We start from the raw sequence: 22512 nt of genomic DNA on the forward strand, positions 1-22512 counted from the left end.
ATGAGGGGCCGTCAGAGACATCGGAGGAACCGATGCGTCGTCTTGCCACGAGCCTCGCCGCCACCGCGGTCGCCGCGGCCGCCACCGTGGCCCTCTCCGGGCCCGCCCAAGCCGCCCCCGCGGACAAGCCGCAGGTGCTCTCCAGCTGGACCCAGACGAGCGCCAGCAGCTACAACGCCTGGCTCGCGGCGCGGAACAACCAGAGCGCCTGGGCCGCCTACCAGTTCGACTGGTCGACCGACTACTGCAGCAAGTCCCCCGACAACCCCTTCGGCTTCCCGTTCAAGACCGCCTGCGCCCGGCATGACTTCGGCTACCGCAACTACAAGGCCATGGGCACCTTCAGCGCGAACAAGGCCCGTATCGACAGCGCCTTCTACGAGGACCTGAAGCGGGTGTGCAACGGCTACAGCGGGGCGTCGAAGACCGCCTGCAACAGCACCGCCTGGACGTACTACCAGGCGGTCAAGGCGCTGGGCTGAACAGCCGCTCCAGGACGAGGGCGATACCGTCCTCCTCGTTGGACGCGGTGACCTCGTCGGCGACGGCCTTGAGTTCGTCGTGGGCGCCCGCCATGGCCACGCCGTGGGCCGCCCAGCGGAGCATCGCTATGTCGTTGGGCATATCGCCGAAGGCGATGGTGTCCTCGGCGGTTAGGCCGAGGCGGCGGGCGGCCAGCGAAAGGCCCGTCGCCTTGGTCAGCCCCAGCGGCAACAGCTCCACCAGGCCCTCGCCCGCCACGGTCACCCCCACGAGGCCGCCCGCGGCCGTGCGCGCGGCATCGGCCAACTCGTCGTCGCCCAGCCGCGCGTGCTGGATGTAGATCTTGCTGACGGGGGCGGACCACAGGTCGGCCCGGTCCTCCAGCGACCGGGCCGCCCGCTCCGCCGGATGCACCCGGTAGCCGGGCCCGAAGAGCACCTTGCCGTCGAGCCCGTCGCGGGCCACGGCCAGGAAGAGCGGGCCGATCTCCGACTCGATCTTCTCCAGCGCGAGCGCGCCGAGCTGCCGGTCCAGCGTCACGGAGGTCAGCAGCCGGTGCTCGCCCGCGTGGTAGACCTGCGCGCCCTGCCCGCACACCGCGAGCCCCTGGTAGTCGAGGTCGTCGAGGATGCCCCGGGCCACCGGCACCGTCCGCCCGGTGACCACGATATGCGCCGCGCCCGCCGCGGTGGCCGCGGCGAGCGCCGCCCTGGTGCGCTGGGAGACCGTGTGGTCGCCGCGCAGCAGGGTGCCGTCGAGGTCGGTGGCGATGAGTCGATAGGGCAGGGGCACCGAGGGGCTGTCGCTCATCGGGCGACCGGCTCCAGGACCTCGCGCCCGCCCAGATACGGGCGCAGCACCTCGGGCACCCGCACCGAGCCGTCGGCCTGCTGGTGGTTCTCCAGGAGGGCGACGATGGTCCGCGTGACCGCGCACAGCGTGCCGTTCAGCGTCGCCAGCGGGCGGACCCGCTTGTCCTCGCGCATTCGGATCGACAGCCGGCGCGACTGGAACTCGGTCGTGTTGGACGTCGAGGTCAGCTCGCGGTACTTGCCCTGCGTCGGGATCCACGCCTCGCAGTCGAACTTCCGCGTCGCCGAGGCGCCCAAGTCGCCCGAGGCCAGGTCGATCACCCGGAACGGCAGCTCGAGCGAGGTCAGCCACTGCTTCTCCCACTCCAGCAGCCGCTGGTGCTCGGCCTCCGCCTCCTCCGGCGTCGTGTAGACGAACATCTCGACCTTGTCGAACTGGTGCACCCGGAAGATGCCGCGGGTGTCCTTGCCGTACGAGCCGGCCTCGCGGCGGAAGCAGGAGGAGAATCCGGCGTAGCGGCGCGGCAGCTGCGACACGTCCAGGATCTCGTCCATGTGGTACGCGGCCAGCGGCACCTCGGAGGTGCCGACCAGGAAGAGGTCGTCCTTGTCGAGGTGGTAGACGTCGTCCGCGGCCTGGCCGAGGAAGCCGGTGCCCTCCATGGCCTTGGGCTTGACCAGGGCGGGGGTGAGGACGGGGATGAAGCCCGCGGCGGTGGCCTGCGCGATCGCGGCGTTGACCAGCGCGAACTCGAGCAGCGCGCCGACGCCCGTCAGATAGTAGAAGCGCGAGCCGGACACCTTGGCGCCGCGCTCGGTGTCGATGGCGCCGAGCAGCTCGCCGAGCTCCAGGTGGTCCTTGGGGGTGAAGCCCTCGGCCGTGAAGTCGCGCGGGGTGCCGACCGTCTCCAGGACGGCGAAGTCGTCCTCACCGCCGACGGGCACGTCCGGGTGGACCAGATTGCCGAGCTGGAGCAGCAGCCGCTGGGTCTCCTCCGCGGCCTGGTCCTGCTCGGCGTCGGCGGCCTTCACCGCGGCGGACAGCTCGCCCGCCTTCTTCAGCAGCTCCGCCTTCTCGTCGCCGGAGGCCTTGGGGATGAGCTTGCCGAGCGACTTCTGCTCGGCGCGCAGCTCGTCGAAGCGGACGCTGGACGACCTGCGCCGCTCGTCGGCGGAGAGCAGGGCGTCGACGATGGCGACGTCCTCTCCACGGGCGCGCTGAGAGGCGCGCACACGGTCGGGGTCCTCACGGAGCAGACGAAGGTCAATCACCCCACCAGGTTACCGGTGTGCACATCCGGCGCTCGATCCGATATTCCCTTTCATCACGCTTCACCCCGTTTGGAACGGTATGGATTCGTGGAAATTCGCCCGTCCGTGCATCCGCATGCCCGTCGATGAAAGCCCGCGCGCTCCCCTGAAAGGGATAAAGGAGAAAAGGGGCAAAGGGGTGGGTGTGGGTGTCCGGCTTCCCTTATGCGAAGGGGGAGTTGGCCTCGCGTTGTCCACAGGCGGGGATGGTTCCGGCCTGAGTTATCCACAGGCTGTGTGTGAGTTCTGTGGATGTCGGGCTGATCATCTGGTACGCGAAGTGCTCGGCGATGGATTCCCCACTCAAACCTGGTTCACACACTCTTTCGGGTGGGATTTGCTCACACCGGAGCGTCGGTCAAGAGAAAAGTGATGACGTGGGTGATAGATGTGATGGTAGGTGGGTTGAGGCGAGCTGGGTGATACGTCGATTACGTCGGGTTGATGTGTCGACTTGTCCCCAGCCCGCGCCTCAAGCCTGTGGATAACTCACCCAGGCCCTGGTCTGGCCGTCAGGCCCGGCGTCCGGCGAGGCCCCGGCCGTCCTCTCAAGCCCGGCCGTCCTCTCAAGCCCGGCCGTCCTCTCAAGCCCGGCCGTCCTCTCAGGCCCGGCCGTCCTGGCAGCGGGCCAGCCACTCCTCCGCCACCGCGAAGTCCTCGTCCGCGGTGCCGTTCCGCAGCGGGGACATCTCCGTCGGCCCGAACCCCGCCCGCGGGTAGGAGCCCAGGAACCGCACGTTCGGGCAGATCCGCTTGAGCCCCATCAGGGCGGAGGCGACCCGCCGGTCCGTGATGTGCCCCTCGAGATCCACTGAGAAGAAGTAACGGCCGATGCCCTGACCCGTCGGGCGCGATTCGATGCGCACCAGGTTGACCCCGCGCGCCGCGAACTCCTGCAGCAGCTCCAGCAGCGCCCCCGGGTGGTCGTCGCCGAGCCAGATCGCCACGGACGTCTTGTCCGCGCCGGTGCGGACCGCGGGCCGCGCCGGGCGGCCGACCAGTACGAAGCGGGTCGTCGCGTTCTCCGCGTCGTGGATGGCGCTCACCAGGGGCTCGAGCCCGTACGTCGCCGCCGCGAACTCACCGGCGAACGCCGCGTCGTAGCGTCCCTCCTGCACCAGCCTCGCCCCGTCCCCGTTCGAGGCGGCCGACTCCCATACGGCGTCCGGCAGATTCGCCGCCAGCCACTTCCTGACCTGCGGCTGGGACACCGGATGGCCCGTCACCGTCTTCACATCGGTGAGCTGGGTGCCCGGCCGCACCAGCAGCGCGAAGGCGATCGGCAGCAGCACCTCGCGGTAGATCATCAGCGGTTCGCCGGTGGCCAGCTCGTCGAGCGTGATGGTCACGCCGCCCTCCACCGAGTTCTCGATGGGGACCAGCGCGGCCGCCGCCGCCCCCGACCGCACGGCGTCCAGCGTCGTCGGCACCGAGACCATGGGCATCAGCTCGCGCGTGGCGGCCTCGGGCAGCGAGCGCAGCGCGGCCTCCGTGAAGGTGCCTTCGGGACCGAGGTAGGTATAAACACTGGCCGACATCACGCTGACTCCCTGGAACGGACGAGAACCGTCACGATACCCAGCGTCCGGCCCCTGACGTTCCGGTTCACCCTTCCAAGAGTGCCTGACCGACGTACTCTCCGGGGGCGCAGCCGCCCGGCACCGCGAAGAGCGCGCTCGCCTCATGGCGCAGGAACCGCGACAGCCCGTCCCCCCGGTCCAGCTTCCGCTGCACCGGGACGAAGCCCTTCATCGGATCCGCCTGCCAGGCGACGAACAGCAGCCCGGCGTCCGGCGCGCCGTCCTCGCGGAAGCCGTCGTGGTACGAGAAGGGGCGGCGCAGCATCGCCGCGCCCTGGTTCGAGGCCGGCGCGGCGACCCGTACGTGTGCGTCGCCCGCGATGGCCAGCGAGCCGTCCGCGTTCACCTTGGCCAGCTCGACCGGTGTGGTCTCCGTACCGCCGGACAGCGGGGCGCCATCCGACTTGCGGCGGCCTATCACCCGCTCCTGCCGCTCCAGGGAGAGATGGTCCCAGGAGTCCAGGAGCATCCGGATCCGCCGCACCACCGCGTACGAGCCGCCCGCCATCCAGTCCGGCTTCCCCTTCGCCGGGACGAAGATCCGCTGGTCGAAGTCGTCGTCCGTGGGCTTGGGGTTGTTCGTGCCGTCGACCTGCCCCATCAGGTTGCGCGCCGTCATGGGGCGGGAGGTCGCGCCGGGCGTCCGGTTGAAGCCGTTCATCTGCCAGCGCACCCGGGCCACCCCCCGGGCCCCGCGCTGCAGCGCGCGCAGCGCGTGGAAGGCGACCAGCCCGTCGTCGGCGCCGATCTGCAGCCACAGGTCGCCGTTGCTGCGCTTCGGGTCGAGTACGTCGGCCGAGAAGTCGGGCAGCGGGGCCAGCGCCTCGGGCAGCCGCTCCTTCAGCCCCACCTTGCCGAAGAAGGCGCGGCCGAAGCCGAAGGTGACGGTCAGCGACGCCGGGCCCGCGTCCAGCGCGATACCGGTGTCGTCGGCCGGGGCCTTGCCCGCGGTCAGCTCCTCGGCCGACTTCGACCAGCGGCGCAGCAGCGCGGCGACCGCCTTGCGGTCCGCGCCGGGCGCCAGGTCGAGGGCGACGAGGTGGCCGTGCGCCTGGAGGGGGGTGGTGATGCCCGCCTGGCGCTCACCGTGAAAGGGAACGGTGGTCGAGCCGACGGAGCTGAGCGGGTCGGGGTCGCTGCGTACCGACTCGGCGGCGTACGCCCCGGCCGCGCCGCCCGCGACGAGCCCGGCCGCGCCGACGGCGCCGGCCGTGCCCAGCAGGCGGCGCCGGGAGATCGGGGAAGGGGGTTCCGGCTGGGTGTGCGCGGTGCGCTGGGTGTCCGAGGTGCGCTGGGTGTTCGGGGTGCGCTGGGTGTTCGGGGTGCCTTGGGTGTTCGGGGTCTTGCTCATTGGCCGATCTTCAGGGTCCTGGTCTCCGTCACCTGGTCGATGTCGGAGGTCCGTACGGTCAGGGCGAGCCGCCAGGTGCCGCCCATGGGCAGCTGGAAGCTCTTCGCGCTCCAGTGGCCGGTGGCGACGTGCTCCAGCGGCACGGACAGCGGGCCGATGTTCTTCTTCGGGAGCGTCAGGGTCACCTTCGCCTCGGCCGCGTCCACGGGGCGGTCGGCCAGGTCGAAGGTGAAGACATGGATCAGGTTGTCGCCGGGGAGGGCCGGGTCCAGCATGAAGATCGCCTTGCCGCGGCCGCTCTTGGGCCCGGTGTTGTACGGGATCTCGACGCTGATCGGGTCGACGGTGGGGCTGGTGTCCGCGGCCGTGCCGCCGTCCTTGGCGCTCGCCACGGCGCTCGCGGCCCGGCCGGGCTGGGTCGTGCTCAGCTGGGTGGCGACGGCGAGCAGCACGACGGCCACGACCGTCTCGGCCAGCACGGAGCGGTAGAGCGAGCCGCGCGCGAGGTCGCCGTAGCGCGCGCGGAGGGTGGTGGCCTTGGCGACCGCGGCCTTCTGGCGGGCGAGCTGGGCGGTGCGCACGGGGTCGGCGGCCGTCCCTTCCGCCGTCTCGTTCCCGGCTTCCTCTTCTTCCGCGCCCTCTTCGGTGGCCTTCTCGTCGGCGTTCTTGCCGGCCTTCTGGTCGGTCTTGTCGGCCTTGTCATCAGCTCCGGCCGCAGGCGCGTCCACGAGGCGGCCCGTCCAGCGGCGCGAGACGGAGGCGATGGCGATGAGCACCGCCACGAGGCCGACCTTGACCAGCAGCCAGCGCCCGTATTCGGTGTCGGTCAGCGCGTCCCAGGAGCCGACCTGCCGCCAGGACTGGTAGACGCCGGTGAGGACGAGGACGACGACCGAGCCGAAGGCCAGCCGCGAGAAGCGGTGTACGGCCGACCGCCCGATCGGCTCCCCCGCGCGCAGCGTGACCACGAGCGCCGCGAGGCCGCCCAGCCACACCCCCACGGCGAGCAGGTGGACCACGTCGACCGGCATCGCGACCTTGGCTTGGATGCCGACCGAGGCGTGCTCGGCCATCGCCCAGGTCGCGGCGATGCCCACCGAGAGGACGGTGCCGCCGAAGGCGAGCCCGAAGGCCAGGTCCTGGCGCCGCCCCTGGTCCTCGTCCGCGGCGCGGCGCGCGTACGAGCCGAAGAGAACGGCCAGGAAGAGCGCCGCCGCGCCGAGCAGCAGCAGCCGCGACAGCAGCGCCGCGCCCGGCTTGGTGGACAGCACATCGCCCAGGCCGCCGAGGTCGAAGACCCCGCCGATGCCCTCGCCGTTGGTGTACGGGGCGCGCAGCAGCAACAGCAGCAGGGTCGCGGAGAAGAGCGCCACCCAGCCGCCGACGGCGAGCTTCTGGACCGCGCGTGAGGAGCGGCACAGCCCGGCGAAGACGCAGCCGCCGACGAGCGCCGCGAAGCCGCCGTAGGCGACGTACCGCACGATGTCGTACAGCGTCCCGACCGTGCCGTCGGCGCCCGCGTCCGAGGGGACCTTCGCCTTCGTCTTGGACGGCGCCCCGATGGAGAAGGTGAACGCCCCGGCGACCGGGTGGCTGTCCTCCGAGACCACCTTCCAGGCCACCGTGTACGTGCCGTTGGGCAGCCCGGGGCGCAGCGCGACGGCGGCCGTCGACGACTTGCCGCCCACATGGGCGGGGTTGCCGGTGTCCACCCGGTTGCTCTTCGGGTCGAGGATGCGCACCGAGTCGCGGGACAGCAGCACCCCCTCCGAGAAGGTGAGCCGCACCTGCTCGGGCGCGGTCTTGACCACCGCGCCGTCGGCGGGGTCGGTCGCCGTCAGCGCGGCGTGCGCGGCCGCGGGGGACGCGCCGAAGCTCAGCGCGCACAGCAGCGCGGCGAGCAGGGCACCGCAGACCGACAGCAGTCGCCTGGTGGCCGGCCTGGTCAGGGAGGGGGTGCGCGAGGTCATCGGGCGTCAGTCCTTGGGGCGGTACGTCGTCGGCTCGACCGGGACCTTGATCTCGACGGGGTCGGAGGAGGCGAAGTGCAGGGTGAAACTGACCTTGTCACCGACCTTTGGCTTGTGGGTCAGATTTGTCAGCATCAGATGATCTCCGCCGGTGGCCAGCCTGAGCTCGCCGTCCGCCGGGACCTTCAGCGATCGCACCTGCTTCATCCGGGTGCCGGTGGTGGTGTGCATGGTGACCTCGGCGGCCAGCGGGGTGGTGACGGAGGTCAACTCGTCGTCGGCGCCGCCCTTGTTGGTCACCGTCACATAGCCCGCGGCCATGTCCGGTGTCGCGGGCTGGGGTACGTACGCACCGCTGACGGACAGCTTCGGGCTGTCGCCGCCGTCCTCGCCGCCACAGGCGGCGAGGACGGCGGACAGGCCGAGGACCAGCGCGGCGGCGGCCGTCCGCCGCCGCACGCCGGTCGCCGACCCCGCCCCGGTCCGCGTCACGGGTTCTGCCCCTCGATGATCTTGGGCAGGTCCTTCACGTACTGGTCGGCCGTGGTCTCCGTGGTGTAGAGCCAGTGGTTCTTGTCGTCCTTGGGGGAGAAGGCCAGCACCTCGGCGCCGTGGTTGACGGTGATGCTGCCGTCCTTCTCCTTCTTCGGCTTCTCGACGAGGATGCCCAGCGGCCGCGCGGCGGCCTGGATGGTCTCGATATCGCCGGTCAGGGCGACGAAGTCCTGCCCGCCCTGACCGTTCAGCCAGGAGCGCATCCTCTTGGGGGTGTCCCGCTCGGGGTCGGTGGTGACGAAGACGACCTGGAGCTTGTCGCGCTCGGCCTTGGGGAGCTTCTTCTCCGCGATGCCGATGTTGCTCATGACCAGGGAGCAGACATCAGGGCAGTACGTGTAGCCGAAGTAGATCAGGGTGGGCTTGCCCTTGGTCTCCTTCAGCAGGTCGTACTTCTTGCCGTCGGTGTCGGTCAGGACCAGATCGGGCTTGGCCTTGGGCTGGTCGAGGACGATCGCCTGACCGGGCTTGCTGCCGCCGGAGACCTCGGCGGCCTTCTCTGTCTTGTCGCTGTCGCCGTCGGAACTGCCGCAGGCGGTGAGGGTGAGCGCGGCGGCGGTGACGAGGGCCGCGCCCAGGGATTTGGTGCGCATGGAGTGGTTCTCCGAAGAAGACGGATGGATCGGTGGTACGGGGGTGGCGGGCACAGTGCCCGCCACCCCTCAGGGCCCTTTAGGGGGCTCAGGCGTTGCGGCGGCGGCCGGCGAGGACGCCGAAGGCGACACCGGCGATGCCGATGACGATGCCCACGATGCCCAGCACGCGGGCGGTGGTGTCGCTGCTGTCACCGCTGGAGTCGGAGGCGGTCTCCTCCGTCTTCTCGGCCTTCGCGTTCTGGGCGGCGCTGTCCGTGCCGCCCGAGGCGGCGGAGCCGTGGCCGTCGGAGCCCTCGGCCGGCTTGACGAGCTTGAGCACCGGCGCCGGGTTCTCGGGCTCCGGCGCACCGTCCTTGGGCGCCTCGATCCAGCGCACGACCTCCTTGTCGTCGTACGTCTGGAGGGCCTTGAAGACGAGCTGGTCGGCGTCCTCGGGCAGCTCGCCGACCGACAGCGGGAACTGCTGGAAGGTGCCCGGCTCGATCTTGCCGCCGGTCCAGGTGACCTTGGTGACCGCCTCGCTGATCTTCTCGCCGTGCACCTCGACCGGCTTGGCGAGCTTGGTCTTGGTGAGCTTCACGTCCCAGCCGGGCACCGGCTGCGCCATGACCGAGGCCAGCGGGTGGTCGGTGGGCAGGGTCACCTCGAGCTTGACGGTCGAGGCGTCGTCCTTCTCGTTCGGCACCTTGAAGGCGATGGTGCTGTAGCTGCCCTGCTCGGCCTGGCCCGGCTGCACGCTGACGTGCGCGAAGGCGGGGGTGGCCGCGAGCACCACCAGGGCTCCCGCTGCGATGCCGCCCATCATCGGAAGACGGCGTAGACGGCGAAGACGCATGGCGTTCATGACAAGACACTCCATGGACAGGAATGAATCAGGGTGGGTGGGTGGCGCGCGTGCGGCGACAGCGCGAACGCCCCGGGCCCGCCGGAGTGCGCCGCGTCGGTCAAGCCGCGAGGGCGAAGCGCGGCGGGCCCCGCCTGATCACACTGTGCTGGAGTACGAACGTCTTGGCCCCGGCGGCACCGTCATCGTCTCGTCCGGGCGTGCGCGGACGGCGTACGGAAGCAGGGTCCGGCTTGCGCTGACCAGCGCGCAGCGCGCGTACCAGCCGCAGCGCGGCGCGCAGCGCCCGTACGAGCGCGGCCTCCGCGACCCCGCGCGCCCCGTCCGCCGACAGCCGCACCGCCCGCCACACGGCCACCTCGCCGCGCCGCAGCAGCCAGCCGACGGCGAGGGCGGCGAGCAGATGCCCCAGCACCATCGGCGGCGACGGCAGCAGGGCGCCCGGGTGCGCGGCCTCGATGACCGGCCCGGACGGCGTCTGGTGCGCCGCGGCGGGGTCGAGCCCGGCGTGGCGGACGATCCGGTGCGCCGTGGCGGCGTCCAGCCGGACGGGGCCCGCACCGCACAACAGCCTTCCGGCCATGGCGGTCACCCCGCCCTCGGAGCCGCCCGTGCCCGGGGTCATGGGTGTCTGGGTGGTGCTCTGCCCGAGCGCGAAGAGCGCGTGCAGCGCGAGCTGGCCGACGCCCAGGAGCGCCGCGATGCCCGGCAGCAACCGCTCACGCCCGGCCAGCGGGGCGACCACGGCGAACAGCACCGCGCAGCCCACGCCCACCGTCCACAGCGGCACCGTCGTACAGGAGGCGAGCATGTGCCCGCCCGCGGACAGCACGACGCAGACCGCGGTGAAAACCGCGGCCCGCAGTATCCGCAGATCGGCTCCGGCGCGACCGTGGGGGGCAGACATGGCCGCGCCATCATCCCACTGGGCCCGGATTTCCCCTACGGCGGGTGGGGCGTACCGACGCACACCTGGACAGCCCCATACACCGGTATGCGGAATTCGCGCTTCCGCCGAATGAGCGGAGTCACGTCAATCACACGCTTACGGACCATGGACCCAGGCAATACGTAACGGTATGTCGAGCCGTGGCCGGGAGGCTGGAGCATGAGCATCTGGTGGTCACTCCATCTGCCGCGTGAGGCGGCGAGCGTCCCGCTCGCCCGGCGCCTGCTCCTCGGCACCATGGAGACAGCAGGGGTCGATCCCGAAATCTCTTACGACTTGTCGGTCGCCCTCTCCGAGGCCTGCGCGAATGCGGTCGAGCACGGCGGTGGCGCGGACGGCGCGGGCGGGGACTACAGAGTCACGGCCTATATCGACGGCGACACCTGCCGCATCGAGGTCACCGACTCCGGTCCCGGATTTCCCCGCCGCCCCTCCCGTCCCGACCGGGGCGACTGGGCCAAGACCCCCCAGGCCCAGTCCACCGCGAGACAGCCGGCCCCCGCCCAGGCAGAGCATGGGCGAGGGCTTTTTTTGATCGAGGCGCTGACCGACCGGGTCCGCTACCGCGACCGCCCGGGGCACGGCGGTGTGGTGGTCAGCTTCGACAAGATCCTCAAGTGGCGCGAGGACTCCCTGACGGGTGTGTGACAGCCCCGTCGTCCCTCCCGCTTGTTGTGGGTGCGGTCGTCGTGGTCATGGTCTGCGGGGTCGCGGTCGGGGTTGCGGTGGAGTCGCCGAGGTCGGGTGGGAGCCCGCGGCACAGCGCGTCCAGCGCGCCCGTGAAGGAGTGGTCGGGCGGGGTGGCGTAGCCCACGACCAGGCCCTCGCGGGGCGGACCCGGGGCGTCCGGGTGGCGGTAGTCGGCCAGGCCCTCGATGGCGAGGCCCTGCCAGGCGGCGGCCTGGACGACGGACCGCTCGGTGCCCGGCGGCAGTTCGAGCACCGCGTGCAGCCCCGCCGCCACACCGCTGACGCGGATGTGCGGGGCGCGTTCGGCGAGGATGGCGACCAGCTGGTCCCGGCGGTGGCGGTAGCGCTGGCGCATCCGGCGGATGTGCCGGTCGTACCCGCCCGATTCGATGAAGTCCGCGAGAGTCAGCTGGTCGAGCGCGCTCGCCCATGCCTCCCGGTCCCCCTTGGCGGCCAGGACCTCGTCCACGAGGTGGTCGGGCAGCACCATCCAGCCCAGCCGCAGGGCCGGGGACAGGCTCTTGCTGACCGATCCGACGTACAGGACATGGTCCGGGTCCAGGCCCTGGACGGCGCCCACGGGCTTGCGGTCGTAGCGGAACTCGCCGTCGTAGTCGTCCTCCAGGACCAGCCCGCCGCGGGCCCGGGCCCAGTCGACGGCGGCCGCCCGGCGCCCCGGGTGCAGCGGCCCGCCGGTGGGGAACTGATGGGCGGGGGTGAGCAGCACGGTCCGTACGCCCTGGTGCGAGGCCAGCTCCTCGGTGCGGGCGCCGTCCGCGTCCAGGGACAGCGGCACGGTGCGGATCCCGGCGGCGGTGAGCAGCGAGCGGTGGAAGCCGAGGCCGTACGCCTCCACGGCCGCCGTGCCGCGCAGCGCCGGCGTTCCGGCCAGCAGCCGCAGCGCGTGGGCGTACCCGGAGCAGATGACGATCCGGTCGGCGTCGGTGCGCACCCCGCGGACGCGGGCCAGATACTCGGCCAGGGCGAGGCGCAGCTCCGGGCGCCCCTGCGGGTCGCCGGGGCCGAAGGCCTCGTTGGGCGCGGCAGTCAGGGCGCGGCGGCCGGAGGCCAGCCACGCGGTGCGGGGGAAGGAGGCGGCGTCGGGCTGGCCCTGCAGCAGATTGTGGACGGGCTCGGGAGGGCGCGCGGGCACTCTCCGGGCAGCCCGTACAGGCCCGCCTCCGGCCGGCGCGGCGGCGGGTGGGGCGCCGGTACCCACGGCCGGGCGGCCCCGCCCCTGCTCCCGTCCCCGGGCACCGCCCTCTTTTTGAGGCTCGGTTCGCCTCCGGGGCGCTACAGCCGCTGTCGACGGTCGACCGTGCTCGGCCCCTCGTTCCTCGGGGCCTCCGCGCGCTCTCCCTTTCGACAGCGGCGCGCCCCTTCGGCTCACTCGCCTGGGCGGGGGCGGGGCGGCGCGGGGTGCGACCCGGGTGCCGGAGCCCTGGCGGGCGGTCAGCCAGCCTTCGGCGACCAGCTCGGCGTAGGCGTCGGCCACGGTGTTCCGGGCCAGGCCGAGGTCGACGGCGAGGGAGCGGTACGGCGGCAGCCGGGTGCCGGGGGCGAGCCGGCCACTGCGGATGGCCTCGCGCAGCGCCCCCATCAGGGCCGCCCGGCGGCTGCCCGTACCGGACAGCTCCAGGTGGAGGTCACTGCCGAGGCCGTCTGCCGAATTGACCCAGGATTCCGCCATGGAACCGGACGATACCGTTGGTCACCAGCACCGCAAGCCCTGACCGGCCGCTGCCCGAGTCCTGACCGGCCGCTGTCCGGGCCCTGACCGACCGCTGTCCGGGCCCTGACCGAACCCCGCGGGTCTTACGAGCCCTGCGAGCCCTGAAGGAGCGCGGCCATCCATGCCTCGACGTCATCCGAGGTGCGCGGCAGGGCGGCCGAGAGGTTCCGGCTGCCGTCCTCCGTGACCAGAATGTCGTCCTCGATACGGACGCCGATGCCCCGGTACTCCTCGGGCACGGTCAGATCGTCGGCCTGGAAGTACAGGCCGGGCTCGACCGTGAGGCACATACCGGGCTCCAGGGTGCCCTCGGCATACGCCTCCCGGCGGGCTGTGGCGCAGTCGTGGACGTCCATGCCGAGCATGTGGCCGGTGCCGTGGAGCGTCCAGCGGCGCTGCAGGCCCAGCTCCAGGACGCGCTCGACCGGGCCCTCGATCAGGCCCCACTCGACCAGCTTCGCGGCCAGGACCCGCTGGGCGGCGTCGTGGAAGTCGAGGTACTTCCCACCCGGCTTGACCGCGGCGATGCCCGCCTCCTGCGCCTCGTACACCGCGTCGTAGATCTTGCGCTGCAGCGGGGTGAAGCGGCCGTTGATGGGGATCGTGCGGGTCACATCGGCGGTGTAGAGCGTGGGGGTCTCCACGCCCGCGTCCAGGAGCAGCAGCTCCCCGGAGCGGACCGGGCCGTCGTTGCGCACCCAGTGGAGCGTGGTGGCGTGCGGGCCGGCGGCGCAGATGGAGGCGTAGCCGACGTGGTTGCCCTCGACGCGGGCGCGCAGGAAGAACGTGCCCTCGATATAGCGCTCGGAGGTGGCCTCGGCCTTGTCGAGGACCTTGACCACGTCCTCGAAGCCGCGCACGGTCGAGTCGACGGCCGCCTGCAGCTCGCCGATCTCGAACTCGTCCTTGACCAGGCGCTGCTCGCTGAGGAACGTCCGCAGCTCCGCGTCGCGCTCGCCGGTGACCTTGTCCGTCAGCGCCGCTTCGAGACCGGCGTCATGGCCGCGCACGATGCGCACCGGGCCGGTCGCGGCCCGCAGCGCGTCGGCGAGCTCGCGCACGTCCTTGGCCGGCAGGCCCAGCAGCTGCTCGGCCTCGGCGAGGCTGTGCCGGCGGCCGACCCACAGCTCGCCCTGGCCGTCCAGCCAGAACTCGCCGTTCTCGCGGTTGGAACGGGGCAGCAGGTACACGGTCGCGGTGTGGCCCTCGGCGCCGTCCGGCTCCAGGACCAGGACGCCGTCGTGGGTCTGGTCACCGGTCAGATACGCGTACTCCGTGGCGGCGCGGAACCCGTACTCGGTGTCGTTGGAGCGGGTGCGCAGATTGCCCGCGGGGATGACCAGGCGCTCCCCGGGGAATCGTGCGGAGAGCGCGGCGCGGCGGCGGGCGGTGTGCGGCGCCTGCTCGATGGGCTCCAGGCCGCGCAGCTCGGTGTCGTCCCAGCCTGACCTCATGTTTTCGGTGAGCTCGTCGGAAATGCCTGTGTAAAGGCTGTTCTTCCGCTGCTTGATGGGCTGCTCCCCGGCCTCTGGGGTCTCCAGGGCCTCGGAAGTGGGCTCCTCGGTCACGTCATCCTCCTCGAGCTGGACCGTGTCCATGGTAGGTGGGGGGTATGACAGCCGGGATGTGCATGATCCACCGGTGATCGCGGGCTATGGCCGGTTTCAGGTGGTTGGTGGCGGGTCGGCTGGTTGATGGCGGCGCGGCGCGGTCAGTCGAAGCGGGCGACGAGCAGGACGACGTCCTCCGTGCCGTCGTCCGCGTCCGCGCCCTGGCCCGCCTCGCCCCTGGGGAGGACCGTGCGCAGCAGATGGTCCGCGAAGCCGTCCGGGTCGCTCCGTACGGCCCTGGGGGCGCTCGCGGCGGCCGTGTGCAGCCGTGCGAAGGCCCGGTCCATGGGCTCTCCGGTGCGGTGGAGCAGCCCGTCGCTGTAGAAGAGGAGCGTTTCTCCGCGGCCCGGTTCGAGCTCCACGCTGGGCGCTTCCCAGCAGGAGAGCATGCCGAGCGGCGCCGACAGGGCGGTCTCCACGAACTCGGTGCGCCGCTCGCCGGTGATCAGCGGCGGGCAGTGTCCGGCCCCGGCCAGTACCACCCTGCGCGGTAGAGGCTCGTAGTAGGCGAAGAGCGCGGTCGCGGAGCGGGCGGGTTCGGTCAGCCGCAGCAGCAGTTCGAGGTCGGAGAGCACGGCCACTGGATCCTCGCCCTCCATCACGGCGTACGCGCGCAGGGACGCCCGCAGCCGCCCCATCGCGGCGACCGCGCTGGGGCCAGATCCGGTCACCCCGCCGACGGACAGGCCGAGCGCGCCGTCGGGCAGCGGCAGCGCGTCGTACCAGTCGCCGCCCCCGCGGGGAGCGGCGCGGTGGCGTACGGCGAGGCGGACCCCGGGGATCCGGGGCAGCCGCGTGGGCAGCAGCTCCTCCTGGACGGTCGCGACGGTGGCGCGGGCGCGGGCGAGCTCGACCAGCCGGGCGAGGTGCGCGGCGGCGTAGCGGCAGTACAGGCCCACGAGGTGGCGCTGGCGCTCCGCGGGCTCGGCCGGTTCGTCGTACAGCCAAGCGGCCGCGCCGAGCCGCCCGAGGGGTCCCGTGGCGCCCGTGTGACCGTTCGAGGCGGTGCTGGGGTCGGCGAGCGGGTCCAGGGCCACGGCGTAGCTCGCGGAGTAGCCCAGGCGGGCGGCGACTTCGCGGTGGCGCGGGTCGAGTTCGGCCTCGCCCGGGATGTCGGGGTGGGCGACGCCGGGCCGCGGCTCGCCGTCCGGCTCGGGCAGCCCGTCCAGGAGGTGGCCGGCGGACGCGGTGCCGCGCGGGATCGTCTCGATATGGCCGAGGTCGGCGCGCCCGAGGCCGAGGCCGACGGTGGTGACCGGGCCGAGCCCGTCGGCCGGTTCCAGCGCGACCAGCCCGCGCCGGGCGCCGACGAGCGAGGCTCCGGCGCGCAGGAGTTCGTCCAGCGCGTTGTCCAGCGTGCCCGTAAGGGCGAGCCGCTCGGTGAGTTCGTGGAGGGTGGTCAGGTCCGAGAGCCACCCGGCCAGATGGTCCTGGATCGCGGGATCGGGGGCGGGGTTGGGGGCGTGGGGCGGCGTGACGGGGTCGGAAGTGTGCGTGGGGGCGGGGAGGGAAGGATCGATTCCGGCCACTTTCGGCGGGTGAGGTGAGCTCATGGCCCACTGCCTTCGCACGCGGCCTCCGGCTTGCTCAATAGCATCGCAAACCCCCTGTCGTGCTGCGCCGCTACGGTGCCGCTACTGTCTCCAGATGTACACGCACCCGAGAGGCGATGTCCAGCATTGCCCCGGTGGTCTTGTTGGTGTCTGTGCTGAATTGAACTTGGCTGAAAAGAGGTCGTTACGTTGCCTATTTAGGGTCGACTGGCGTCATTCGACAGCGCGTCGTCTCCGCCGCGGCGGGTACACATTCGGAGAAGGGCAGGGGCAGTTGGGACCGCCCCGGAACCCTGTGGCCGGTCCAGGCGTCATAGACGGCAACGGCCGGCGCCCATCCCCGAGTGGCGAGGGAAGCACCACCGAAGACGGCAAGCGCCATGCGCGCGCCACCCTTCGCCACGTTCCACGCTCGGCCTGAGGCGTGATGCGCTGCCTTGTACGCGCAGTGACTTGTGATCCACGTGGTGTGACGGGCCGAACATCTCCGGACAGCGCCACGTAGTGCCATGTGAAGTGCCATGTAGTGCGACGGAACAGCCCTCGGCGTTAACGGAAAGGAACGAGCGCTCATGCGCGAGATCCTCGGAAGGCGACGCAAGTTCTCGCTGCGGCGCGGTGCGCGATCGCCGCTGCTCCGTGCGGCGCTCACCTGCGCCACCGAGTGGCAGTGGCCCGTGCTCCCCGGCGTGGGCCTGGCGCCCGGCAGCGGCCGGCCGCGCGAGTGCGGATGCCCCCAGCCGGACTGCGCGGTGCCCGGCGGCCACCCCTTCGACCCCGTACTCCTCGCGGCGACCACCGACCCGCGCATGGTGCGCTGGTGGTGGACGAACCGCCCGACCGCGCCCGTGCTCCTGGCCACCGGAGGGCGCGGCCCATGCGCGGTGAGCCTGCCGGCGGTCGCCGGGACGCGGGCCCTGGACGCCATCGAGCGGTCCGGCGTACGGCTCGGCCCCGTGATCGCCACGCCCACCAGGTGGGCGCTTCTGGTGGCCCCGTACTCCCTCGAAGAGCTCGGCGATCTGCTGTACCGCCAGGACTGGGTGCCCAGCTCGCTGCGGTTCCACGGCGAGGGCGGCTATCTGGTGCTGCCCCCGTCGCAGATCGGCGCGGGCGGGGTGCGCTGGGAGCGGGCCCCGCTGCGCCGCGGGGGGCGGCCGTGGTTGCCCGAGGTCACCACGGTGGTGGACGCGCTGGTCGAGGCGAGCACCAGTGCACCCGACGGCGGCAGCCGGCTCGCCTACTGACGACGTCTGCCGTGCCCCTGAGGCCCCCTAAGGCCTCCTGACACCGCCTGCACTCACGCCTCTGACGCCTCCCGGCGCGCCTGTTGACCCCGCCCCGCCGTACGTGCGCGCGGGGGATCTTGGCGCGGCCCGGTGGCGCACGCGGCCCGGTGACGCGTCCGGCGATGGCGCCCCGGCGGCGCGCCCCGGGGATGGCACGCCTGGGGATGGCGCCCGGGGATGGCCCGCAGAACGCCGGAGAGGCGGCGAGCGGCGCCGCGGGTGCCGTCCCCGGGGCCCGGTGGCCGCGAGGCCGCCCGCGGCGCGGAGACGGCCGTGTGTGCCCTCGCGGTTGCGGTTGCGACGGGAGCGGTCCGCGGTCGCGAGGAGAACCGTCCGAGGTCGCGGCGGGAGAGGTCTGCCGAGGCCGCGCGGTACGGGAGTCAACTCACGGCACCGCGGGGGGCGTTGGCCGCCCCGTGCGCCTGCGCGGGGCGCGGGCCGCGGAGCGGACATGGAAGCGCCCGGTCGCTGGCGACGGGGGATGCACCAGCGACCGGGCTTTTAAAACCGTAACAAGAGATCGGCGGTTCGCAAATTCGATCGCGGATTTCCGGACGCGTAATTGCAGGGTGTAGCGGAGAGTTGTGAGCAGTGTCACGCGTACGGTCTCCCCGCGCCCGAGCCCGGTATGACCGTCAGCTGAGCGTCACCTGACGGTTGGTGAGACCGCCGCGCGCCCGCCGCTGTTCGGCGGTCAGCGGGGTGTCGGAGGCCAGCGCCTCGGCGAGCCGCTCCGCGAACGCCTCGGCGGGCTTCTCCGTCTCCTCCGCGCCCATCGCGCCGGGCAGGTCCCACACCGGCACGGTGAGGCCGTGCGCCCGGAAGGAGCCGACCAGCCGGGTGCCCTCGCCGAGCGAGGAGGCGCCCGCGGCGTGCAGCCGCGCGAGGGCGTCGAGCAGCTGCTCCTCCGGGTGGGACATCACCCAGCGCAGGTGGTTCTTCTCCGGCGTACGGCACCAGTACGCGGCCTCGACACTGGTGAGCCGGGCGGTCGGGATGGCGGCTGCGTTCGCCCGTTCGAGGGATGCGGCGACCTCACCGGTGGCGCTCGCGGCGTCCTCGAGCCAGAACTCGAACCCGTCGTGCAGGGTCGGCGAAAAACCGCCCTTCGGATCGAGCAGATCCTGCAGCCGCGGGCCCTCTCCGGCGACCCGTTCGGCGGCGACCGGCGTCCCCGGCTCGGCGGTCAGGGCGCGCTGCAGGGTGTCGGCCAGGTCGCGGCTGATGTCACCGGAGGCGGTGTCGTTCTGCAGGCCGAGCAGCACGGCGCCGTTGTCGCGGCGCAGCGCCGGCCAGGCCATGGGCAGCACGGTGGCGAGGGTCACGGACGGGACGTCCTCGGGCAGGCCCTCGACGAGATTCAGCTCGACGGTCGCGGCGGGTACGAGCTCGCGCAGCGCGACCCAGTCGCATTCGCCGGGCAGCCCTTCGAAGGGGCGCTGCACCAGCTCGGTGACGGCGTGCGCGGCCTCCCGGCCGTGGCAGGCCTTGTAGCGGCGGCCCGAGCCGCACGGGCAGGGTTCGCGCGCCCCCACCACGGGGATCTCCGCGCTCGTGACCCGCGGTCCGGCCTTCGTCGTCTGGGGGCGGCGCTTCTTGCCCATGGCGTGGCTGTCTCCCGATCGTGCGGCTCGTGGCGTCCTCGTACGGCCGCGTGCGTCTCGTACGGCCGCGGTCGCTCCGCACGGCCCGTACGACTGGTACGGGCGGGAGCCTAGCCCTTTGGCCGAACCCAGTCGGCGAACCCCGTCGGCGAGGCCGACCGTATGCCTTGGGCGAGTGCCCTGGGTGGGTGCCCTAGGCGAGCTCGTCCAGATCGGCGAAGTCGAGATCCGGGCCGAGATCCGGGCCGAGGCCGGGATCAAGATCGGGATCAAGGCCGGGATCGAGATCGGGGCCGAGATCGGGGTCGAGCGTCGGGAGGAGGGTGATGGGCCTGTTGAATCCGTCACGGAAGCCGTCATGGGCGGGGAGCGACGCCCATACGGTCACTTCCCCGGTGTCGTCGCGCACCCCCCAGTCCGCGGCGAGCGACGTGATGATGTTGAGCCCGCGGCCGCCACGCGCAGTGATCGAGGGATTGGCCGGAACCGGCCTTGTCGGTCCGCCGCCGTCGGTCACTTCGACGGTCAGCCGGCCATACTCGTCGACATGCCAGGCTGCCCGGACGGTCCCGTCGCCAGCGTCGGAGCCCAATGGCCGACCATGTCGCCATGCGTTGCTGAGTAGTTCCGAAAGGATCAGTACCGCATCGTCTATGACCGAATCCGATACCCCAGTCCTGCTCAAATCGTCACGCATCCGGTGCCGTGCCGCACCTACGCCCGCAGGACCATGGGGTACGGCCATGGTCGAAGACGTCGGCACCTGCCGTGCCACCACCAACGCCACCCCCGAGACCTCCTTAGCCCCACGCCACGGGATGGATGCCCCGCAGGGCTGGAGCAGAAACAGGCCATGTGGCATCTGGTGACGCACTCGTCACGATCAAATACGTACCGAACGCGCCGGTGCACGCCTTGTAATGCCCATTATGAGCGTCCGAGTTGGGACAGTACCTGTTTGGGGCGGTTCGTAATCACCGCGTCGACGCCCAGATGAGCGCACAGTTCGACATCGGCTGGATCGTCGACGGTCCATACGTGCACTCGGTGCCCCGCGCGGTGCAGGCGCGCCACATAGTCGGGGTGATTGCGTACGATCCGGATGCTCGGCCCCGCGATGCGCACCCCGCGCGGCAGCGCGCCGTCCCGGTGGCGCGGCAGCAGGAACTGCATCAGATAGACCGTGGGGACCGCGGGCGCGGCCGCGTGCACCCGGTGCAGCGAGCGCGCCGAGAAGCTCATGACGCGCACGCGCGAGGGCTCGCCGGGCGGCGGGGAGTCGAGGCCGTAGCGGCGGAGCAGGTCGAGCAGCCGCTGCTCGACCTGGCCGGCCCAGCGGGTCGGGTGCTTGGTCTCGATGGCCAGCTCGATGCGGCGTCCCGCGTCGGCGACGAGCTCCAGGAGCCGTTCGAGGGTGAGGACCGCGGTGTTGTCGCGGCTGTCGCGGTCCGGCTCCTCCTTGTCGCTCGCCTGCCCCTTCCAGGAGCCGAAGTCGAGGGCGGCGAGATCGGCCAGCTCGAGCGTGGAGACGGCGCCCCGGCCGTTGGAGGTGCGGTTGACGCGGCGGTCGTGGACGCAGACCAGGTGCCCGTCCGCGGTCATCCGGATGTCGCATTCGAGCGCGTCGGCGCCGTCCTCGATGGCCCGGCGGTACGCGGCCAGGGTGTGCTCGGGGGCGTCCTCGGAGGCGCCGCGGTGGGCCACGACGGAGGGGGTGTGCGGACCGGGGCGGATGTCCCGGTCCGGGCGCTCATAGGTCACCGCGTTATGGTGCCACCGCCCGGTGCGGGGCGTCGCAGGAGGTCCCGTCCACCGTCGCGCGGATTGGCGGCGGTCCGTTTTGTCCGGGATAAAGGTTGGTAGCCCGCGGGGCCACCGCTCCTTACAGCGGTCTGACGCGCGGTGGGAAAGGCTTACGTCGGACATTCGTAAGCGTGGGCCGCCGAAGCAAACTGTCGTGCACATGAGGAGAGAGCTGTGAGCACCGAGAACGAGGGCGCTGCCGTTCCGCCTGAGGCCGGGTCGCGTCCGGCACCTCCGACGCCGCACCCCGACCCCGCCGTACCCCCGGCGCCAGAGTTCAAGCCGGCGGTCGGCGCGGCCCCGGACGCCCCGTCCGGGCCCATAGGCCCGCCGGGCGAGTCGGCGGCGGGATCCCGCCTGCCCGAGCCGGCGCCCCCGGCCCCCACCCCGCCCGCCTCGCCCCCGGCCGTCGCGGCCGACGGCGCCCCCGTCGCCTCGGGCGCCGGACGCCCCCTCCCCGACCCGGCCGCGGGCTCCGGCGGTACGGCGGCGTGGTGGGCCGAAGGCGGCGGCCAGGCCGCCCAGGACGGCCCGCAGGCCCTCCACGGCTCCCCCGGCGGCCCGGCCGACCCATGGGGGACCGTTCCCGCCCCGCCCTCCCAGCCCCCGGCGCGCAAGCGCTCCGGCGGGCTCGTCGCCGCCCTCCTGGCCGCCGTCCTCGTCGCCGGAGGCATCGGCGGCGGCATCGGCTACTGGGCCGCCGACCAGAGCGACAGCGGCGACTCGACCACCATCTCGGCCCTCGGCAACCCGAAGTCGGAGAGCCGTACGCCCGGCTCCGTCTCCGACATCGCGGGCAAGACCCTGCCGAGCGTGGTCACCATCGAGGCCCAGGGCAGCAACGGCGAAGGCGGCACCGGCACCGGCTTCGTCTACGACACACAGGGCCACATCCTCACCAACAACCACGTCGTCGCCTCCGCCGCCGACAACGGCAAGCTCACCGCCACCTTCTCCAACGGCAAGCGATACACCGCCGAGGTCGTCGGCCGCGCCCAGGGCTACGACGTCGCCGTCGTCAAGCTGAAGAACGCCTCGGGCGCCAAACTCACCCCGCTCCCGCTCGGCAACTCCGACAAGGTCCAGGTCGGCGACGCCACCGTCGCCATCGGCGCCCCCTTCGGCCTCTCCGGCACCGTCACCACCGGCATCGTCAGCGCCAAGAACCGCCCGGTCGCCTCCAGCGACGGCGGTGGCGGCAACGCCTCGTACATGAGCGCCCTGCAGACCGACGCCTCCATCAACCCCGGCAACTCCGGCGGCCCCCTGCTGAACGGCGACGGCGGTGTCATCGGCATCAACTCCGCCATCCAGTCCGCGGGCAACGGCGGCGGCCTCGGCGGCGAGACCCAGCAGTCCGGCAGCATCGGCCTCGGCTTCGCCATCCCCATCAACCAGGCCAAGCACGTCGCCCAGCAGCTGATCAAGACGGGTGAGCCCGTCTACCCGGTGATCGAGGCCACGGTCAACATGAAAGACACCGGTGACGGCGCCACCATCGCCGGCAACGGCACCGGCGGCAGCCAGGCGGTCGTCCCCGGCGGCCCGGCCGACAAGGCCGGCCTGAAGGCCGGCGACGTCATCGTCAAGCTCAACGACACGGTGATCGACAGCGGCCCGACCCTGATCAGCGAGATCTGGACCCACAAGCCGGGTGACAAGGTCACCATCACCTACAAGCGCGACGGTAAACAGTCCACGACCGAGGTCACCCTGGGACAGCGCAAGGGTGACAGCTGACGCGCTAGGCTGATCCCCGCGCCGCCCCAGGCGGGCCCGG

At 72.2% G+C, this 22512-nt stretch carries 19 protein-coding genes; 4 read left to right on the forward strand and 15 right to left on the reverse strand.

The genetic code is table 11. The annotated features are described in order from the left end of the window. Positions 1–32 precede the first annotated feature (32 nt). The gene (locus ACH4U7_RS30205; protein WP_398530956.1) at positions 33–482 is read left to right on the forward strand and encodes a phospholipase; all 450 of its coding nucleotides are present in this window, start codon (positions 33–35) and stop codon (positions 480–482) included. On the opposite strand, the gene ACH4U7_RS30210 is transcribed toward ACH4U7_RS30205, so the two are convergent. The 9 genes from ACH4U7_RS30210 to ACH4U7_RS30250 all read right to left on the reverse strand — a co-directional run bounded on the left by ACH4U7_RS30210 (position 466) and on the right by ACH4U7_RS30250 (position 10409). Beyond that, positions 466–1293 (reverse strand): Cof-type HAD-IIB family hydrolase, encoded by an 828-nt coding sequence (locus ACH4U7_RS30210; protein WP_398530957.1) that lies wholly within the window; start codon positions 1291–1293, stop codon positions 466–468. The genes ACH4U7_RS30205 and ACH4U7_RS30210 overlap by 17 nt on opposite strands. After that, a complete protein-coding gene (gene serS, locus ACH4U7_RS30215; RefSeq protein ID WP_398530958.1) occupies positions 1290–2567 on the reverse strand; it encodes a serine--tRNA ligase in 1278 nt (425 codons plus the stop codon). Before serS ends, ACH4U7_RS30210 begins: the two co-directional genes overlap by 4 nt. 641 nt (positions 2568–3208) lie before the next feature. Then, positions 3209–4144 (reverse strand): prephenate dehydratase, encoded by a 936-nt coding sequence (pheA, locus tag ACH4U7_RS30220; protein ID WP_398530959.1) that lies wholly within the window; start codon positions 4142–4144, stop codon positions 3209–3211. Between the two features lie 67 nt (positions 4145–4211). Further along, a complete protein-coding gene (gene efeB / locus ACH4U7_RS30225) occupies positions 4212–5537 on the reverse strand; it encodes an iron uptake transporter deferrochelatase/peroxidase subunit (RefSeq protein ID WP_398530960.1) in 1326 nt (441 codons plus the stop codon). Continuing rightward, positions 5534–7507: a copper resistance CopC/CopD family protein gene (locus ACH4U7_RS30230; RefSeq protein WP_398530961.1), complete on the reverse strand. Its 1974-nt coding sequence runs from the start codon at positions 7505–7507 to the stop codon at positions 5534–5536. The genes efeB and ACH4U7_RS30230 overlap by 4 nt, the downstream gene beginning before the upstream one ends. A 6-nt stretch (positions 7508–7513) precedes the next feature. After that, positions 7514–7999: a copper chaperone PCu(A)C gene (locus ACH4U7_RS30235; protein WP_398530962.1), complete on the reverse strand. Its 486-nt coding sequence runs from the start codon at positions 7997–7999 to the stop codon at positions 7514–7516. Further along, positions 7996–8655 carry an SCO family protein gene (locus ACH4U7_RS30240; RefSeq protein ID WP_398530963.1) on the reverse strand — a complete coding sequence of 220 codons (660 nt, stop codon included), beginning with the start codon at positions 8653–8655 and terminating at the stop codon, positions 7996–7998. Before ACH4U7_RS30240 ends, ACH4U7_RS30235 begins: the two co-directional genes overlap by 4 nt. An 88-nt stretch (positions 8656–8743) precedes the next feature. After that, a complete protein-coding gene (locus ACH4U7_RS30245) occupies positions 8744–9502 on the reverse strand; it encodes a YcnI family protein (protein ID WP_398530964.1) in 759 nt (252 codons plus the stop codon). A gap of 100 nt (positions 9503–9602) precedes the next feature. Next, entirely contained in the window at positions 9603–10409 is an 807-nt protein-coding gene (locus ACH4U7_RS30250) for a hypothetical protein (RefSeq protein WP_398530965.1), read from the reverse strand. 201 nt (positions 10410–10610) lie between these two features. Between ACH4U7_RS30250 and ACH4U7_RS30255 the strand changes: the two genes are divergently transcribed. Further along, on the forward strand, positions 10611–11099 hold the full coding sequence (locus ACH4U7_RS30255; RefSeq protein ID WP_398530966.1) for an ATP-binding protein: 489 nt from the start codon (positions 10611–10613) through the stop codon (positions 11097–11099). Here the strand turns inward: ACH4U7_RS30255 and ACH4U7_RS30260 are convergent. From ACH4U7_RS30260 to ACH4U7_RS30270, 3 genes are all read right to left on the reverse strand, one after another. Continuing rightward, complete coding sequence (locus ACH4U7_RS30260; protein WP_398530967.1) at positions 11065–12831, reverse strand: PLP-dependent aminotransferase family protein; 1767 nt, start codon at positions 12829–12831, stop codon at positions 11065–11067. The two genes, ACH4U7_RS30255 and ACH4U7_RS30260, sit on opposite strands and share 35 nt — an antisense overlap. Positions 12832–12956: 125 nt before the next feature. Next, the gene (locus tag ACH4U7_RS30265) at positions 12957–14471 is read right to left on the reverse strand and encodes an aminopeptidase P family protein (protein ID WP_398530968.1); all 1515 of its coding nucleotides are present in this window, start codon (positions 14469–14471) and stop codon (positions 12957–12959) included. Positions 14472–14584: 113 nt separating this feature from the next. Beyond that, positions 14585–16036 carry a PP2C family protein-serine/threonine phosphatase gene (locus tag ACH4U7_RS30270; protein WP_398530969.1) on the reverse strand — a complete coding sequence of 484 codons (1452 nt, stop codon included), beginning with the start codon at positions 16034–16036 and terminating at the stop codon, positions 14585–14587. A gap of 572 nt (positions 16037–16608) precedes the next feature. On the opposite strand from ACH4U7_RS30270, the gene ACH4U7_RS30275 reads away from it, so the two are divergent. Then, complete coding sequence (locus tag ACH4U7_RS30275) at positions 16609–17283, forward strand: bifunctional DNA primase/polymerase (RefSeq protein ID WP_398530970.1); 675 nt, start codon at positions 16609–16611, stop codon at positions 17281–17283. Positions 17284–17960: 677 nt separating this feature from the next. On the opposite strand, the gene ACH4U7_RS30280 is transcribed toward ACH4U7_RS30275, so the two are convergent. From ACH4U7_RS30280 to ACH4U7_RS30290, 3 genes are all read right to left on the reverse strand, one after another. Further along, positions 17961–18929, reverse strand: a complete 969-nt coding sequence (locus ACH4U7_RS30280) for a DUF5926 family protein (protein WP_398530971.1) — start codon at positions 18927–18929, stop codon at positions 17961–17963. A 193-nt stretch (positions 18930–19122) separates the two neighbouring features. Further along, positions 19123–19791 carry an ATP-binding protein gene (locus ACH4U7_RS30285; RefSeq protein WP_398530972.1) on the reverse strand — a complete coding sequence of 223 codons (669 nt, stop codon included), beginning with the start codon at positions 19789–19791 and terminating at the stop codon, positions 19123–19125. A gap of 65 nt (positions 19792–19856) precedes the next feature. Then, positions 19857–20690 (reverse strand): glycerophosphodiester phosphodiesterase, encoded by an 834-nt coding sequence (locus tag ACH4U7_RS30290; protein WP_398530973.1) that lies wholly within the window; start codon positions 20688–20690, stop codon positions 19857–19859. A gap of 216 nt (positions 20691–20906) precedes the next feature. Between ACH4U7_RS30290 and ACH4U7_RS30295 the strand changes: the two genes are divergently transcribed. Further along, the gene (locus ACH4U7_RS30295; protein ID WP_398530974.1) at positions 20907–22472 is read left to right on the forward strand and encodes a trypsin-like peptidase domain-containing protein; all 1566 of its coding nucleotides are present in this window, start codon (positions 20907–20909) and stop codon (positions 22470–22472) included. The last annotated feature ends 40 nt before the right edge of the window (positions 22473–22512 follow it).

It is taken from the genome of Streptomyces sp. NPDC020845 (assembly GCF_044334165.1).
GTDB lineage: Bacteria > Actinomycetota > Actinomycetes > Streptomycetales > Streptomycetaceae > Streptomyces.

Bases quoted from the DNA above. Each gene is read 5' to 3' on its own strand.
- ACH4U7_RS30205 (WP_398530956.1), top strand. From the start codon at position 33: ATGCGTCGTCTTGCCACGAGCCTCGCCGCCACCGCGGTCGCCGCGGCC.
- ACH4U7_RS30210 (WP_398530957.1), bottom strand. From the start codon at position 1,293: ATGAGCGACAGCCCCTCGGTGCCCCTGCCCTATCGACTCATCGCCACC.
- pheA (WP_398530959.1), bottom strand. From the start codon at position 4,144: ATGTCGGCCAGTGTTTATACCTACCTCGGTCCCGAAGGCACCTTCACG.
- efeB (WP_398530960.1), bottom strand. From the start codon at position 5,537: ATGAGCAAGACCCCGAACACCCAAGGCACCCCGAACACCCAGCGCACC.
- ACH4U7_RS30230 (WP_398530961.1), bottom strand. From the start codon at position 7,507: ATGACCTCGCGCACCCCCTCCCTGACCAGGCCGGCCACCAGGCGACTG.
- ACH4U7_RS30240 (WP_398530963.1), bottom strand. From the start codon at position 8,655: ATGCGCACCAAATCCCTGGGCGCGGCCCTCGTCACCGCCGCCGCGCTC.
- ACH4U7_RS30245 (WP_398530964.1), bottom strand. From the start codon at position 9,502: ATGAACGCCATGCGTCTTCGCCGTCTACGCCGTCTTCCGATGATGGGC.
- ACH4U7_RS30250 (WP_398530965.1), bottom strand. From the start codon at position 10,409: ATGTCTGCCCCCCACGGTCGCGCCGGAGCCGATCTGCGGATACTGCGG.
- ACH4U7_RS30255 (WP_398530966.1), top strand. From the start codon at position 10,611: ATGAGCATCTGGTGGTCACTCCATCTGCCGCGTGAGGCGGCGAGCGTC.
- ACH4U7_RS30260 (WP_398530967.1), bottom strand. From the start codon at position 12,831: ATGGCGGAATCCTGGGTCAATTCGGCAGACGGCCTCGGCAGTGACCTC.
- ACH4U7_RS30265 (WP_398530968.1), bottom strand. From the start codon at position 14,471: ATGGACACGGTCCAGCTCGAGGAGGATGACGTGACCGAGGAGCCCACT.
- ACH4U7_RS30270 (WP_398530969.1), bottom strand. From the start codon at position 16,036: ATGAGCTCACCTCACCCGCCGAAAGTGGCCGGAATCGATCCTTCCCTC.
- ACH4U7_RS30275 (WP_398530970.1), top strand. From the start codon at position 16,609: ATGCGCGAGATCCTCGGAAGGCGACGCAAGTTCTCGCTGCGGCGCGGT.
- ACH4U7_RS30280 (WP_398530971.1), bottom strand. From the start codon at position 18,929: ATGGGCAAGAAGCGCCGCCCCCAGACGACGAAGGCCGGACCGCGGGTC.
- ACH4U7_RS30285 (WP_398530972.1), bottom strand. From the start codon at position 19,791: ATGCCACATGGCCTGTTTCTGCTCCAGCCCTGCGGGGCATCCATCCCG.